Genomic DNA, 15,857 nt, shown 5'->3' on the forward strand with positions numbered 1-15,857 from the left:
TAATACAAATACAGAGCGTAGCCGTCACAGGTGACTTCCTTTTAGCGATGCTTGCATCGCTTGTAGCTGTCACACAAACGTATTTATGTAACAAAACCTTCACTATTGTAACACTAATTGCTCTACGCTTCCTCACTTTTTCATCAATTTATTAGTCTGATTTGGCAATGGTTTCATCTCAATTCGATATGGAAACAAGGCAAACACATATATCTTTTGTATTTTATCCCTCGATTATTCGCTAGCATTGACAGCTTCTTATGCCGATTGTATTCTTACATTAACAGCATATTTCGGAGAGGAAGCACCTTTCCCGTCAACGTTAACTTAGACGGAGGAAGGTGTTTTTTTCATGTACGTAAAAATCATGAGCGCTAGCGTGCTTGGCGTGGAAGGCCGATTTATCGAGGTTGAAGTGAATATTTGCTCCGGTTTGCCTCAGGTATCCGTCGTCGGATTACCCGATTCGGCGGTTCGGGAATCCGTAGAACGAGTTAGAGCCGCCATACAGAACGGAGGCATGAAATTTCCGATGGATCGGATCACGATCAATCTCGCTCCGGCGGATCTGCGCAAGGAAGGCAGCGCATTCGACCTGGCCATCGCCGCCGGAATACTATGCGCGAGTGGACAAGTCGATGCCAGCTTGTTGGAGGATACGTTATTCATAGGTGAATTGTCCCTGAACGGGACGGTAAGGAATGTACCGGGAGTGCTTCCGATGACCGAATTAGCCCGCAGTGCCGGAATTCGAAGAATCATCGTCCCTCGGTCCGCCGTCGCCGAAGCATCTCTTCTTCCAGGAATCGAGGTTTTCGGAATTTCATCGCTGGCGGAATGGATTCATGGATTTGTCGATGAAGAAGATATCGCCCTTCGAGGGGGTTCAATCGGATCAAGTTCGAAGACGGGGCCACAATCAATTCGATATTCACCTGGCTCCCGCACGACCGAGAATGATCTCGACTTGTCCGACGTCGTCGGACAAGAACAAGGAAAACGCGCGCTCCTCATCGCGGCTAGCGGAATGCATAACCTTCTTTTCGTTGGACCTCCGGGAACAGGCAAGACGATGCTTTGCCGAAGGCTTCCCACGCTTATGCCTCAACTCGACGAAGAGGAAGCGCTGGCCGTCACGAAAATTTTTAGCGTTTGCGGCAAGCTTAGCCAATCGACTTCCGGCCTGATCCGGGATCGATCCTTTCGAGCCCCTCATCATACGATTTCGGCAGCAGGCTTAATCGGAGGCGGATCAATCCCAAGACCCGGCGAAGTCACGCTTGCTCATCACGGTATTTTATTTTTAGACGAGATGCCCGAGTTTTCTCGCGTTTGCTTAGAAGCATTGCGCCAACCTCTAGAGGATCGGGAGGTCACTATCGGGAGAGCAAGAGGAGTGTGTCGCTTTCCTGCTAGATTCATGTTGGCGGCATCGATGAACCCCTGTCCGTGCGGATTTTATGGAGGATCGGTGTCCGACCGCCCTTGCACATGCACGCCGACGGCCATTGCCAGATATCGCGCTCGGATGTCGGGCCCTCTTGCCGATAGGCTAGATTTACAAGTGGAGCTTCCACGCCAGGCAGTTAAACCGTCCAATGAAGCCCAGATGACTTCCGCGCAGGCGCGAGAGATCGTCATGGACGCGGTCGAACGGCAAAAATCCCGATATGCCAGGCACGGGATTCTGTGGAACAGCCAGCTGCAAGGACCGCTGCTGAAGAAACACGCGAAGTTAAACTCGGATGCCGAAATGCTGCTTCATCAAGTGTACGAGCAGCTCGGCCTTAGCTTTCGCGCGCATGATCGTATTCTTAAAATGTCCCGTACCATTGCCGATCTTGCCGGAAGAGAGCCCATTCTAGCCGAAGATGTCGCGGAAGCGATCAGCTATCGGTGTTTGGATCAGGTGATGGAGTAAGATCGGTTCAATGCTTACGATCCTAAATCCAAATTCCAAAGAAAAAAGCAAGGAAACTAGTCGTTTCCTTGCCCAATGTCGATCATCTCTAGCAAAGCTGCCGGTATTTGAAACTCCTGCTCGTTAATGATGATCCGTTTCGCCTTGGCGATCTCGTTGTTCTCATGATTTTCTTTGATTTCGGAGATTTCGTCGTGCAGCCGCTCCATTTGCTTATCCAAAGCCGCTGCGTTGTCTGCCGCTTCCTTCAACTCTTGCAGAAGACGCAGAGGTACGGCTTCGTTGTATTTGTAGAAAATTTTGTGCTCCAAGCTTGCCCAGAAATCCATGGCGATCGTGCGGATCTGCACCTCTACGCATACCTTTTCCTGCCTATCGGACATATACACCGGCACTTCGACGATAAGATGCAGGCTTTGGTAGCCGTTAGGCTTCGGATTCTTGATGTAATCTTTCGTTTCCACGATCGTAAGATCGCTCTGGCTTCGAAGCATCTCGCTGATCCGATAAATATCGGTGACGAACGAACAAGTAATTCTTAAGCCCGCGATATCTTTGATCTTATCCCTAATGCTTGTAAAGGAAATATCGCAACGCTTCCGATGGATCTTGTTCAAAATGCTTTCCGGAGACTTCAACCGCGATTTCGTGTGCTCGATCGGATTGTAATCATGTAGAAAATGAAATTCTTCTTTCAATATTTCGATTTTCGTTTCCAAGGAGTCGAGCGCGAATTTGTACATCATCATGAATCGGGTGATTTCATCCTTGAATTTCTTGAATTGTTCCATCGGTATTGGTAAGTTAGTCAGATTCGTTCACCCTTTAGCTAATAATGAGAGTTGATCTAAGTCGTGTTCCCTGACTTAGATCAACCTCAAATACGTATTATTTTCCGAGTAAAATGCGAGTGTAAGGCGAGTCGATCGGAAGCATGATAACCGGTTCGTTCTCTAGCGTCGTCACATAGCTTTGCAAAGTACGGTAGAAGTTGTAAAATTCCGGATCCTTGCCATACGCTTCGTTGTAGATTTTCGCGGCTTCCTGTTCCCCTTGCGCAATGATTTTCTTAGCATCGGCCTCCGCTTGCGCAAGCAATTCCGTAGCCGTGCGGTCGGCTTTGGACGTAATTTTACGAGATTCCTCGTCCCCTTCGGACAAGTAGCGGGCGGCGATCGATTGGCGATCCGAGATCATCCGGTTATAGACGCTTTGTTTGTTCCCTTCCGGCAAGTCCGTGCGTTTAATTCGAACGTCTATGATCTCGATTCCGTAATTATCCCTTAGGATCGCATCTGCGACATCCTTCGTGATATCGTCGTTAATATTGCCTCTCTCGGTGTTCTCACTAATTATATTATCATAATTAACTTCGGAAAGCTTCCGGCGAACGGAGTTATAGACGGCTTCATCGATCCTTTGGACGCCTCCGCTTAACGTTTGGACTGTTCTCAAGAAGCTTTGCGGGCTCTTGATTCTCCACACCGTATAGTTATCGACGATGATGGGCTTCTTGTCTTTCGTCAGAATCGCAGTCGGATTGCTCTCATAGGTCATTTGATATTTGGGCAGTTGCGACACGCTCTCGATAAAAGGGATCTTGAGATACAAGCCAGGACTTTCCTCTACCCTTACCGCCTCGCCGAATTTAAGGACGACCTTATATTCCCCTTCCTTGACGATAAACAGCGATCCTGCGCCGATAATAACAACAACGACGATGGCAACGAGCCAGACGATTAACTTTTTGCTCATTTTGCCGCACCTCCTTGCTGCGCACCCGCAGAAGCGGACGCGTTGCCAGACAAGGCAGAGCTAGAATTGCGCAGAAGCTCGTTAATCGGTAAGTATTTGACGGTATCGCTATTCGAGTCGGAGATGAAAATTTTCGCTTTCGGCAATATTTTCTCCAACGTCTCCACGATTAAGCGGCTTTCGGTTACGCCTTTGTTTTTGGCATATTCCGCATAGATCGCATTGAATTGCGCCACGTCCCCTTCCGCGTTCAGAATCCGGGATTTTTTGACCGCTTCCGCGTTTTCAAGCTGGGCTTGGGCTTCTCCGCGCGCTTTCGGTATTTTGTCGTTCTCGTATTTGACAGCGTTGTTGATCTTCGTATTTTTCTCTTCGCGCGCATTCGTGACTTCCCGGAAAGATTCCTCTACTTGGCCGCTTGGCGGCTCAATGTCTTGAAACTTGATGTCGATAATCTGCATGCCAGTTTCATATTTACCTTGTATCTCCAGTAACCGCTCTCGAACTTTGTCTTGAATTTCAGTTTTTCCATCCGTTATCGCGTAGTCCAGCTTCTCGGATCCGATAACGGAACGAATGGACGAGCTGGCGGCATTCCGCAAAAATTGCTCCGGATTATCGATGTTATATAAGTACTTTTGGATATTGCTTATTTTCCACTGGACGACGGCGTCCGCCGATACGATATTTTCGTCGCCCGTAATCATCATCGCTTCCTCATCGACGGGCGTAGAGACATCCCCCACTTGGCGATAGCCGATATAGATGCGCTGAGTAAGCTCTGCGGGCACCACGATAACCTGCTGTATCGGATAAGGCCATTTGAAATGAAGGCCAGCCGTCGATTCCCCTGTGTACTTGCCGAAGGTTAGAATCGCGGCTCTTTCCTGCTCTTGTACGGTGTAAAAACTAGAATAGCCGATAAGGACCACCAATAGCGCAGCAATGCCGAATCCTATTTTCTTCAGCAATCCCGGCGGCAAATCCAGTGGATTTTTCGGTCTTTTCGGAATGTTAACGAGTTCCATTTCCATTATGCCTCCCTAATTTTCATTCGCCTTACATATAGGGTTACGTGGCGGAGTCTCCCTACGTTTCAACATTTACCCATTTTTTTCTCACGACATTCATGAACCGAGCAGACTATCGTGAAAATTTAACCTTGTTTTATAAGGAACGAAACCACTTTCAATACTTCGCATTGAATGAACGGACACCAGACACCTTATTTGCCAAATAGACCTCTGTTGCCGGGTGCTTATGGACACAACAGAGCTTATTTCGCACAATTCCACGCGTTTCCGGACCATTACGAGCAAATAAGGTCATCTGTGTCCGTTAGAAAACAATTCCGGCCCTACAACTCACAAATAAAAAAGCCTCCCAATGAATGAAGGAGGACTACAGTACTCGGTAGAATATAACAAAAGTAATATAATGGAAAATATAACCTAACTAAATCGACACGGCACTCGGTTGCACCCTCTCAAAAAGCGCCTTGGAGATGCTTGACCTCCAACACGCTTCCATCCTTGCCGAAGGTTACGGCTACCACATCAAATCGTATCGGTCGGAAGTCGGCTTGGCATTGCTTTAAGTAATGGATCGCTACTTCGCGCACTTGCCGGCATTTGCGAGGCGTAATCGCTTCGACAGCCGTACCGAATCGGCTTGGATCGGATCGCGAACGGACTTCGACGAAGACGAGAGTCTCGCCGTCAAGCGCAACCAAGTCAAGCTCGCCGGAGCGGCATCGCCAATTGCGCTCCTTCACGACGTAACCGGAGCGCTGCAGGTGCCGAGCGGCGACATCCTCTCCGGCTTTGCCGACCGCCGCTCTGCGATTTTTAGCCAAGGATGAAGATGAAGGAGTTTCTTCCATGAACGACGTCTCCTTAAGGCAGGTTAGGCTTGTTGCCTTTGTTCTTCGCCTTCAGACCGGCGCGACGATCCGACCGGTATACGAAGCTAAGTACTTCCGCGACAAGCGTATAAAGCTCGGGAGGAATTTCCTGGTTCAAGTCAAGCTTAGATAGAACCTCGACGAGAGAGGAATCCTCTTGCAACGGAACTCCGTTCTCTAGCGCCCGGCGCATAATCTCGTCCGCGATAACACCTTGGCCTTTCGCGATGACGGTTGGCGCCGATCCATTCTCCGGTTCATATTTGAGCGCTACAGCTTTCTTAGGTACATTCTGTTTGCGGAAACCCTCTTGCTTCATGCTCTATAGTCGACTCCCTTATACGGTTTAGCGGAATAGGCGCTTGCAACAGCCGCTTTGTCGGAGCCGGCCGCAACAATTGCGGACGCGGCTGATCCGCCCTTCCATGCCGGAAGAGGAGAGGTCGATAACGATAGTAGCTGAAACCCGGCTGACGACATTCCTGAAGCCAATTCGTCGCGGGCTAGGTCAAGCAAATTCGTCATTCCCGGAAAATCGCTTAGCAACTTCAAGGAGACGATTCGATCTACGACTTGGACGTCTACGACTGTATCCCCTATGTTCCGCATCTTTAGGTCGAACAACAGATGGCAATTGTCGGTGTCCCATTCTCCGCGACGACTACGCCTCGTCTGGACGTGAACGGTAGCCGTCGTATCTCCGTCCGCGCCTTTCATTGGCACGAACAGCGTCATGTGGCTGAAGGGGGCTACATTGCTCCGGTCGGAGGTAAGCAGCAATTGTTGGCCGGTTACTTGATTGGCCAACGTCTGCGCCGCTTCCCGCAGAGCGGGAGGCACGTCATCGTGCGCCGCAAGGGCGAGCAACGCGCTCTTGAGCGTCTCCGCGGCGGGCCGCGCCTCTTGCCCGGGGGCATCCCCGGCCGCAAGAGCAGCGGCTGCGCCCGTGGCAAGCCCGGCGTCACCGCCACCGGGCAACCGCTGCTCGGCGACGTGCAGGAGCTGCCGCTCATGCCCGACGCCGAGCCACTGCAGGAAGCGGCCGATCCACGCCGCTTCCGGTTTGGCGGCTGACGGCTGCGCACCGTCAGCCTGCGCGAAGGCGCGGCGGCCATCGGCGGCCGCGCCGACTTCGGCAGCGGCTGCGCGATTCGCCGCTGCCGCACCGCCTTCAGCCGCCGGACGCGGCGGCTCCGGCGGCAAGGCTACTGCGCGCGCAGCTTCCTGCGGCGCGCCCTTCGAGCCGGCGGCACCTGCTTGTGCCGCCGGGATTTGCGACTGCGCCTGCTGCGAAGCCGTTCCCGCCATCGCGTTCCCTGACCGAGCCGCATCTCCTCTGGCCATTGCCGAATCGGAAGCGACTTTACCGCTCTCGCTTGAGAGTTTACCGCTTCCCGTCTCTTTCGCCTGGTTTGCCGCTTGCGCCTTCTCGGCTTCCGTTCCGTTGGAAGCCGCCTTCGTCAACGTTTCTTCCCCAGCCAAATGCGCTTCTCCCTCAGCGATTAGAGCAGCACCTTGGGAAAGCAAGCTTTGCAGCCTTTGACCTAACGCTGCCGCATCCGCGGGAGGCGCTTTCGCCCCTCCTAGCCAACTTTCTACAGCCGTCCGCAAGCTTGCCAGCTCATCATGAATCGGTTGGCCGAACAACGCTTGCCTAAGCGAAGAAAGGGTCGTTTCCGTCGGCGCTAGACCGCGCCGGAACGCGACATCCGATGCGCTCGACCAAGTGGCCGCGTCGACTCCCGCGGGCTTCATTGCCGCAGCCGTATGGAAGAACGACGCGGTTTCTTTGCCGATCGGGTATCCATCGCGCTTGAGCCCGCGAAGAAGCTCCATTGCCCATTTCTGCTCCGGCAAGCCGAAAGTCTTCAGAATATCCTTCAGCCCTTCTTCCGGCATCCCTTCCGAAGCATCGGTCAACGGCTTTAGCGTCACTAGACCGCCAGCTCCGCCCGGCTGCACTTGCAATAGCGTGCTTTTGCCTACGGCCATTTCCGCATCGAGCTTTGCTCTCACCTGAACTCCGTTGATGTTGACCAATGCCTCTTGGTTTTCCATCAACTCTAGAAGCACGCCTCTTACGATCTGGCCGATTTTCAACTCTAGCGCGCGACCGTCCGTTGGCTGTGCATCTCCCATTATTGCTCGAAGCATCGGACCGATGTTCATGCTCATGCCGCGTTCCTCCTTTCAATCTATCTTCTATATCCTTGAAATCGGAAGCCGATCCTCTTTAATTAGGAAGTTCCTATCCTATGTATCGGTATTTATATCCATCCCGTTGAATGAAATTGTTCACATTATTCGATCAGAACAGTTCCTGCTGTTCTACGAATAAGTTTTTGAGAAAGCTTCTCCGATGCATCGGCGTCGGCCCCAGCTCTAGCAAAGCTTCCCGATGAACCTTCGTCGCGTATCCTTTATGTACGGCAATCCCATAACCGGGATACAAGGAATCCCAAACCTCCGTGCATAGACGGTCCCGCGTCACCTTGGCGATGATCGAAGCCGCCGCGATGGATTGGCTTAAGCTGTCTCCCTTAATGATTGCGGCCTGCGCCAGCTTGAGATCGACGGTTTCCGCGTCGACTAATAAATACTCGGGCGTTACGCTTAGTCCTTGCACGGCCTGCTTCATTGCCAATCTTGACGCTTGCCGGATGTTAATCGAATCGATAACGGAACTTTCGACTCGCGCTACCGACCAAGAAACGGCTTCCTCGATAATGAGCTCATATAACCTGTCCCGCTTTTTCTCGCTAATCTGTTTCGAGTCGTTCACTTCTTCGAGCACGAGCCCCACCGGCAAAACGACGGCCGCCGCCACCACATCCCCGAACAAGCAGCCTCGTCCGACTTCGTCTACCCCGGCTATGGCCGTCAACCCCTGCGCCCATAGCTCGCTTTCATATGCCAATCGATTGATTTCACTCATACTCGTATTGCCCCCTAAATCCTTACCTTCCTCTTATTTTCCGATATCCTAGCTAGAAAGCCAAGCATTAATTAACGCCTTCCATGAAAGTCATAACGACAAGGTGATGTTAAATCTTTTTTCCAATCTCCAAAAAAATAAAAAGCCACTCCGCAATCGGATGTGGCTCCTTAGAAGCTTTGTACATTTTTAACCTATTTGACCTCATTAATTTCGAAACATTAAGTACTAAAGTTGCCGCTTTTAATAAGCAGCATTCGGCCCGTTAGGGTTAATCGGATTGGATAACCGGTATGTCGTATTGCTAGAGTATCCCCAAACCAACCATTGAATTAGGTAAACGGGAGAGAGGAAGACGAAGAACAAGACATGCGCTCCGTTCTTGCCGAATGCGTTAAGCAATTTAACTTCCCAAATAATCGTAAAGATAAAGTTAACCAGCGGGATCACCATGAGCAGAATCATCCATCCGCTTTCTTTAATCATCTTTAGCTTTAAAATTTGGCTTAAGATCGGAATGAACGCAAACCAGGCAATCCCATCTAGATTAGCTTTCTTAGCGAGCGAATAGTAGGCTCCGCACACTAAGAAATAAAGAACAATTGAAAACAGGACAACGAACAACAATTGAATAGCCTCCCCTTAATATTGGAAACAGAGTCAAAAATGTACTTCCTATATTTCGATGTTATTCGTCATTATCCTTCTTAATTCTACAACTTGAACAAGTTTATTTACCGTTATTTCCCTACAATCTATCTCCTCTACTTCTCCCGTCTCGCGCTAATCGTCTATAAACCGTTTCCGAACGTCTTCCGTCGGGATCAGACAGCTTTCGTTGTACCCGAACCAACGATAACGTCTCTTGGCTATGAATTCATATACCCGGTCTCGGATGGCCCTTGGGACAATTATGCCTGTATACAATAAAGCCCATGCCCCTCCAAGCTTTCGGAAAGTTCGCAATGCGGCTGTCGATTTTATATCGTACCGACCGTTATCGATCATGATGAACGTATCCAATCGGGTTCTGGATAACCCTCCGTCTTGCAGCAATCGTTGTCCCGTTTCCGATTGCAGCGATGCAAACCGGAATTTGGCAGACGGGTCCCTCCGGATGACAAACTTGGAAATGCCATGACACATATTGCACTGACCGTCGATTAAGAGAATAACGGGATCTTTCGATTGTTTCTTTTTAGCGCACATCGCGTTACCTCCTTCGTTTAATGTCGGTGGGGAATTATACGTAATTTAACACACATAAGCGATACGCAAAACAAAAAACTGCCCCTGGCGAAGAATTCGCCTAGAAGCAGCATTTCGTGCACGTTTCCTATTCGGTTCATTCCGCGAATTCCGGACTTTCCAACGTCATGCGGCCAAGTTTGCCCGATCGCAAGTCGCGCAGCAATAAAGTCGCTGCTTTCTCGTAATCGACATGACCTCCGCTCACGAGACACCCGCGGCGTTTACCGATGCTTTCCAGCACGTCGATCGCAGCCTGCATATCCGGTAACTCGGATGGAAGTCCTTCTAAGCCGTAACGTTCCGACAAGGCGGACCCGTAATTTTCGACGAGCACCTTCAGGACGAAGCAAGCGACTTCGTCGAGATGAAGCACATCCTCTTTGATCGCTCCGGTTGCCGCCAAGCGGAAACCGGCTATCGGATCATCGAATTTCGGCCATAGAATACCCGGGGTGTCGAGCAACTCCAATTCTCCGCCGAAACGAATCCATTGTTGGCCTTTCGTTACGCCCGGACGATCACCGGTAACAGCGATGTTCCGGCCGGCCAATCGATTGATCAACGTAGATTTGCCTACGTTCGGTATTCCGACGATAAGCGCGCGAATCGGACGAGGCTTCATGCCTTTACTGATCTGTTTCTGGATCTTCTCCTGAAGCAATTCCTTAGCCTTGCTAGCCAGCTCTTTCACTCCCGCGCCTGCGTTCGCGTCGATCGCGTGTGTCGCAAGTCCTTGCGACCGGAAATAGCGGCTCCATTCGGCCGTTTGATCAGGGTCCGCCAAATCCGCTTTATTCAGCAGCACGAGACGGGGTTTCGATGCGGTTATTTCGTCCACCATCGGATTTCGGCTCGATTGCGGAATTCTGGCGTCGAGCAGTTCGAAGACGACGTCGATCAACTTAAGCTTATCTTCGATTTGCCGCTTCGCCCGGGTCATATGGCCCGGAAACCATTGTATCGTCATATCGTTCACCTCTCTTACAGACAACAACGCGAGGGGAAGATCCCCTCGCTTATCTTAATGCTTGACCAAGCTGAAATCCTTGATCGGCCAGAAGATCAGATCGGCTCGACCTACGATCTCTTTCATCGAAACGTAGCCGATCATCCGGCTATCCTCGCTGTTCGAGCGATTGTCGCCCATCACGAACACGTGACCCTCCGGCACTATGCCGTCCGGAAACTCGTTATTCGGGAAGTTGGCCCGTTCGTCGTCTTGTTTATTGTACAGCACGCCTTGCGCATGTGCTTTGTCGTACGCTTCCTTCAAGTAAGTCTCGTCCACTTGCTGTCCGTTTATGTACACTTTGTCGTCTTCGACTTTAACGGTATCGCCCGGCACCCCGATAACCCGTTTAATGAAATCTCTTCCTTCGTTAGGAACGTGGAATACGATGACTTCTCCGTGCTTCGGTTCACGTATGTCGAAAATAATTTTGTTAACGATAATACGCTCGCGGTCCCAGAAGTTCGGTTCCATCGATTGCCCGTCGACGATAAAAGGACTGACCAAGAACCAACGGATGACGAAAACAAGAATACCCGCTATCGCCAACGCTTTAATCCATTCCGTCAACTCATTGCCCGCGCGGGATTTCTTAGCCTTGTCCGAACGGCTTGGGCTTGAATTGCCGTTATTCGAGCTATTGGCTTGATTTTGGTTTGAAAGTGAATCCCGAATCGCTTGCTCATCGGAAACAGAGGCTGCTTCTCGTTCGGCGGATTCGTTTGGTTGTGTGATTTGATCTTTTTCCATTCGCAATCGCCTCTGCTTTCTCTTATTAAAAATGCAAAAAGGAGGACTTGAACTTTGCCAAGCCCTCCTCTGACGCTCTTATCGAATTTCTTTGATCCGTGCTGCCTTACCACGCAGGTTGCGTAGGTAGTACAGTTTCGCGCGGCGAACTTTACCGCGGCGAGCCACTTCGATTTTCTCGATGCGCGGGGAATGTACTGGGAAAGCACGTTCTACGCCAACGCCATAAGAAATTTTACGAACCGTGAATGTTTCGCTGATTCCGCCGCCGCGACGTTTAATAACAACGCCTTCGAACAGCTGTACGCGCTCACGGGAACCCTCGACGACTTTCACGTGTACTTTAAGCGTATCGCCCGGACGGAAGCTTGGTACGTCTTTGCGAAGTTGCTCTTGCGTGATCGCTTGAATTAGGTTGCTCATTGAGTGTTCACTCCTTCCATAACAGACGTTCGTACCCCGCTCCCCGAATGTCCTCATTCGGATCATGGCGTGCAGAGGACCGTCCTACTCGTACAATTCGTTTGTCCCGCTCCATTCGAAGAACAAAGACAAAACAACATTTGAAATTTTATCATATCCCCGAACAAATTACAACCCTATCTTGGCGGTAAATGTCTATTGTTCCCGTTCGATGGAAAGGCTTTGCAGCCACTTGCGCTCCGCAGCCGTCAACTCGGCCTGCTCAAGCAGCTCCGGGCGTCTGGCCAACGTTCGTTCTAACGATTGTTTGCGCCGCCATTTTACGATTTCTGCGTGATGCCCCGATAACAGCGTATCAGGCACTTTCCATCCCCGAAACTCGGCGGGACGCGTATAATGCGGGTACTCGAGCAAACCGTCGCTGAAGGAATCCGTTACGGCAGACTGCTCGTTGCCGAGCACGCCGGGAAGCAGCCTCACGACGGAATCGACGACGACCATCGCCGGTAGCTCTCCACCGGTAAGCACGTAATCTCCAACAGAAAGCTCGTCCGTAACTAAGTACTCCCGTATACGTTCGTCGTAGCCCTCGTAATGCCCGCAAATAAAGATCAGATGGGACTCCTTAGAAAGCTCTTGCGCAACCTCCTGGGAGAAGGTTTTGCCTTGTGGGCACATAAGAATGACTCGAGGCTTCTTTCCTTCCTCGGCTTGCGGAACATGGCTGTCGGATTGTTGCTCGAGCAGATGTTCGACCGCCCCGAAGATCGGCTCCGCCTTCAGCACCATTCCCCCGCCGCCGCCATAGGGCATATCGTCGACCGTGTTATGTTTATTATTCGAGAAATCGCGAAAGTTCACCGTATTCAGCGAGAAGATCCCTTTGTCCCGGGCTTTGCCCAGAATACTTGAACCGAACACGCCCGTGAACATTTCCGGAAATAAAGTCAATACATCGATACGCATCTTAGAGCAACCCTTCCATCAGGTGCACTTTGATTTTGCGGGCGGCTACGTCCACGTCCAGTACGACGTCGTCAATGACGGGCAGCAGAAGCTCCTTACCCTTCGCCAGCTTCACGACCCATACGTCATTAGCGCCCGGCGACAAAATATCCGTAACCGTTCCCAGCAGCTCGTCCTCTTCGGTAATAACCTCGCAACCCAGAATATCGCGGAAGTAATACTCGCCTTCTGGCAGCGGCACGCGATCGTTCTCGTTTACCTTAAGCTCCCAGCCCTTGTATTTTTCCACTTGGTTGATGTTATCGTAGCCCTTTATTTTGACGATATACATCGTCTTCTGTTCGCGCGCGGCGACGATTTCAATCTCGATCGGTGCGCCGGATTCAGGTGGAAACATCATGAGCTTGTTACCCACTTTGAATCTCACCTCGGGGAAATCCGTCTGCGGATAAATTTTAAGTTCCCCTTTGATACCGTGTGTATTCACGATCTTACCTATGTTGAGCAAACGCTCGTCAGACATGGAATAAACTCCCTTCGATTCAGCACAAAACATCAGTACCTATAATATAGCATCGAAGTCGGAATTCGCAAACGCCGCGAGATGTACGCGACTACTTGATACTGTATCCGCCATCTACGGGATAGTAGCCCCCAACGCAGCCTGATGCAAGATCACTAGCTAGGAAGAGTGCCATATTGGCAATCTCCTCGGCTTCGACTGCCCGTCCCGATGGATTAATCTCCGTAATATGCTTCATCACTTCATCGCGGCCGCCGTCCACTTTATCGTGATGCGGATCATTGAACCCCGTATTGACAAGGCCTGGCCCGATGCAATTGATATTAATGCCATAAGGGGCGTTGTCGAGAGCGTCGGCCATCGTTTGCTGACGGACCGCACCCTTCGTTCCGATGTAGGCATATAACTGCTTCTCGGCGATGTAGCTATTAACCGAAGCGATATTCACGATTTTGCCATAGCGCTGCTGACGCATAATCGGCGTAACCAATTTACTCATAATAAACTGCGATTTAACATTAACGTTGTAGTGCAGATCCCATTCATCCAGCGATGCTTCGATGCTGTCGCCAGGAATGTTAACGGCTGCGTTATTGACGACGATGTCAATACGGCCGTACTGGTCGCGGATAGAAGAAATCGCTTCCGACATAGCGTTAAAATGCGTGACGTCTAGCTGGATTCCGGTAATCGGCCTGCCTGTTATCGCTTGAAGCCGATCGGCCGCTTCTTGGATATGCGGATTGACATCCGTAATAGTCACTATAGCGCCATACTCGAGAAATTTCTTCGCGATCGCGTATCCGATTCCCTGTTCATTTGCCGCACCCGTAACGATTGCTATTTTGCCGTTTAAGTTCATAAAAATGAAATCCCCTTATGATGTGATGATTGGAGTTGAAGGTCATTATACTTCCTCGATAACCGGAGGAATATCTTTATAAGATTTTAATCTCGATACTAAGATGACTACGCCGATTGCAAGCCATGAAAAACCGATCACGTAAGTCAGAGAATCGAATCCCGAAAATATAAATCCGATGATCGCAGCTCCGATTAGAGGCAAAATACCGTATTTCAAAATGCTCGCGCCTTGATATTGCTTCTTTTTGAACAGAAAGTGGGTAATGACGGCGATATTCAATAGGAAGTAAGTCGCCATTGCGCCAAAATTAACGAGCCGCGAAAGGAAATCAAGTTCAACGAAAAATGCAATCCCGATGGAGAGTATTCCGACGAATAGGGTTGCGTTCATGGGTGTTTGATATTTCTTGTTTACTTGCTTGAAAAATCCGGAGAAAGGAATGGTGTTGTCGCGTGCCATTGCATAAAGTACGCGTGAAATGGCCGAAAGAACGGGAATAACATTCGCAATCCCAACAAAAATAACGCCAAGGATAATAAAAGCATAGTAAAGATAATCGCCGCCAGCTTCGCGAATGACATCGAAGTAGCCCATGTCTGGATCAAGATTGATGTAATCCGGATGCACGAGTGCCGCCATATAACCTTGTCCAAGGAACAGCAGAGCAATAATGACTAAACTAAGGATTACGGAGTTTCCAACGGCTTTACGCGCGTTTTTCGCCTCTTCGGATTGAGTAGCGATGCTATCGAAACCGATGAAACCAAGCATGCCGATCGTTGCAGCGCTTGCAAGAGCATTAAATGAGAAGGTATCTGAGTTGTAGAAAGGCTTGAAGCTGAAGCCGCCAAATCCATAACCGTCGATAATAACGATTTTAAAAGCGCAAATCAAGAAAATGGCAATCAAGCTTAGTTGTCCGAAAAGGAAGAAATTATTGACCCAGTTTGCGACTTTGCCGTTAATCGCAACGACTGCGGTTACAATGCCGACGAATACGAGAATAATTAACCACATCGGGAATTGTGGAGCTATCGTACCTAGCCATATGGTCGAGAACTTGACTAGCAGACCCGGTACGATCGTATAGTCCATTACGATTAACCATCCCGCAAGAAACCCTATGTACGGATGCATGCCGCGTTGGACATAAGAATAAGAGGATCCCGCGACTGGAAATTCCGAAGTCATCCACTTATAACTTAGAGCTGTAAACAACATGGCAAGAGCGCCGAATAAGTAAACGAGAGGAGCCATCCCCATACTGGTTACATGAGCGGCAGCCCACACTTGAGTAGGTGCGATAGGAAGCATGCAAAGCAGTCCGAATCGTACCAATTGCCATGTACTTTGATCACGGCGCAATTCTTGCTGGTAACCCGAAGGTTTAGAGGTCTGTTGTGAGTTGTTATGTGTACTAACTTGCAAAATGGATTCCTCGTTTCGTGTTATATTTATGTAATATTTGCCAAGTTATTCCATCCTAACAATCAAGAACATTCCCCCTCGCTTGGAATATTATATAACATAAATAAAAAGATTCTATATAAAATAAT

Annotated in this window: 17 protein-coding genes; 1 reads left to right on the forward strand and 16 read right to left on the reverse strand. The window is 50.0% G+C overall.

All coding sequences use genetic code 11. From position 1 onward, the window contains the following. Nucleotides 1–352 precede the first annotated feature (352 nt). On the forward strand, nucleotides 353–1,921 hold the full coding sequence (locus L3D05_RS15060; protein WP_239617059.1) for a YifB family Mg chelatase-like AAA ATPase: 1,569 nt from the start codon (nucleotides 353–355) through the stop codon (nucleotides 1,919–1,921). Between the two features lie 56 nt (nucleotides 1,922–1,977). On the opposite strand, the gene L3D05_RS15065 is transcribed toward L3D05_RS15060, so the two are convergent. The 16 genes from L3D05_RS15065 to L3D05_RS15140 form a co-directional block, all read right to left on the reverse strand. After that, on the reverse strand, nucleotides 1,978–2,670 hold the full coding sequence (locus tag L3D05_RS15065) for a GTP pyrophosphokinase (RefSeq protein WP_239617061.1): 693 nt from the start codon (nucleotides 2,668–2,670) through the stop codon (nucleotides 1,978–1,980). A gap of 139 nt (nucleotides 2,671–2,809) precedes the next feature. After that, nucleotides 2,810–3,676: a protease modulator HflC gene (hflC, locus tag L3D05_RS15070; protein ID WP_239617063.1), complete on the reverse strand. Its 867-nt coding sequence runs from the start codon at nucleotides 3,674–3,676 to the stop codon at nucleotides 2,810–2,812. Then, nucleotides 3,673–4,704 (reverse strand): FtsH protease activity modulator HflK, encoded by a 1,032-nt coding sequence (gene hflK / locus L3D05_RS15075; protein WP_239617064.1) that lies wholly within the window; start codon nucleotides 4,702–4,704, stop codon nucleotides 3,673–3,675. Before hflK ends, hflC begins: the two co-directional genes overlap by 4 nt. 458 nt (nucleotides 4,705–5,162) lie before the next feature. Next, complete coding sequence (locus L3D05_RS15080; protein ID WP_239617065.1) at nucleotides 5,163–5,558, reverse strand: YraN family protein; 396 nt, start codon at nucleotides 5,556–5,558, stop codon at nucleotides 5,163–5,165. Nucleotides 5,559–5,571: 13 nt separating this feature from the next. Beyond that, nucleotides 5,572–5,898, reverse strand: a complete 327-nt coding sequence (locus L3D05_RS15085; protein ID WP_239617067.1) for an EscU/YscU/HrcU family type III secretion system export apparatus switch protein — start codon at nucleotides 5,896–5,898, stop codon at nucleotides 5,572–5,574. After that, complete coding sequence (locus tag L3D05_RS15090; protein ID WP_239617069.1) at nucleotides 5,895–7,754, reverse strand: TP0910 N-terminal domain-containing protein; 1,860 nt, start codon at nucleotides 7,752–7,754, stop codon at nucleotides 5,895–5,897. The genes L3D05_RS15085 and L3D05_RS15090 overlap by 4 nt, the downstream gene beginning before the upstream one ends. A gap of 133 nt (nucleotides 7,755–7,887) precedes the next feature. Next, on the reverse strand, nucleotides 7,888–8,514 hold the full coding sequence (rnhB, locus tag L3D05_RS15095; protein ID WP_239617070.1) for a ribonuclease HII: 627 nt from the start codon (nucleotides 8,512–8,514) through the stop codon (nucleotides 7,888–7,890). 243 nt (nucleotides 8,515–8,757) lie between these two features. Then, nucleotides 8,758–9,141 carry a DUF5684 domain-containing protein gene (locus L3D05_RS15100; RefSeq protein WP_239617072.1) on the reverse strand — a complete coding sequence of 128 codons (384 nt, stop codon included), beginning with the start codon at nucleotides 9,139–9,141 and terminating at the stop codon, nucleotides 8,758–8,760. A 156-nt stretch (nucleotides 9,142–9,297) separates the two neighbouring features. Continuing rightward, the gene (locus L3D05_RS15105) at nucleotides 9,298–9,723 is read right to left on the reverse strand and encodes a thiol-disulfide oxidoreductase DCC family protein (RefSeq protein WP_239617073.1); all 426 of its coding nucleotides are present in this window, start codon (nucleotides 9,721–9,723) and stop codon (nucleotides 9,298–9,300) included. A 136-nt stretch (nucleotides 9,724–9,859) separates the two neighbouring features. Next, complete coding sequence (gene ylqF, locus L3D05_RS15110; protein ID WP_239617075.1) at nucleotides 9,860–10,732, reverse strand: ribosome biogenesis GTPase YlqF; 873 nt, start codon at nucleotides 10,730–10,732, stop codon at nucleotides 9,860–9,862. Nucleotides 10,733–10,786: 54 nt separating this feature from the next. Next, the gene (gene lepB, locus L3D05_RS15115; RefSeq protein ID WP_239617076.1) at nucleotides 10,787–11,524 is read right to left on the reverse strand and encodes a signal peptidase I; all 738 of its coding nucleotides are present in this window, start codon (nucleotides 11,522–11,524) and stop codon (nucleotides 10,787–10,789) included. 78 nt (nucleotides 11,525–11,602) lie between these two features. Then, nucleotides 11,603–11,947: a 50S ribosomal protein L19 gene (rplS, locus tag L3D05_RS15120; protein WP_182301555.1), complete on the reverse strand. Its 345-nt coding sequence runs from the start codon at nucleotides 11,945–11,947 to the stop codon at nucleotides 11,603–11,605. Nucleotides 11,948–12,142: 195 nt separating this feature from the next. Then, nucleotides 12,143–12,913, reverse strand: a complete 771-nt coding sequence (trmD, locus tag L3D05_RS15125; RefSeq protein WP_239617078.1) for a tRNA (guanosine(37)-N1)-methyltransferase TrmD — start codon at nucleotides 12,911–12,913, stop codon at nucleotides 12,143–12,145. Nucleotide 12,914: 1 nt separating this feature from the next. Further along, entirely contained in the window at nucleotides 12,915–13,436 is a 522-nt protein-coding gene (gene rimM, locus L3D05_RS15130; RefSeq protein WP_239617080.1) for a ribosome maturation factor RimM, read from the reverse strand. A 91-nt stretch (nucleotides 13,437–13,527) separates the two neighbouring features. After that, nucleotides 13,528–14,298 (reverse strand): SDR family NAD(P)-dependent oxidoreductase, encoded by a 771-nt coding sequence (locus tag L3D05_RS15135; protein WP_239617082.1) that lies wholly within the window; start codon nucleotides 14,296–14,298, stop codon nucleotides 13,528–13,530. 45 nt (nucleotides 14,299–14,343) lie between these two features. Then, nucleotides 14,344–15,729 (reverse strand): APC family permease, encoded by a 1,386-nt coding sequence (locus L3D05_RS15140; RefSeq protein WP_239617083.1) that lies wholly within the window; start codon nucleotides 15,727–15,729, stop codon nucleotides 14,344–14,346. Nucleotides 15,730–15,857: the final 128 nt, after the last annotated feature.

This window comes from Cohnella mopanensis, from assembly GCF_022352055.1.
Classification (GTDB): Bacteria; Bacillota; Bacilli; order Paenibacillales; family Paenibacillaceae; genus Cohnella; species Cohnella mopanensis.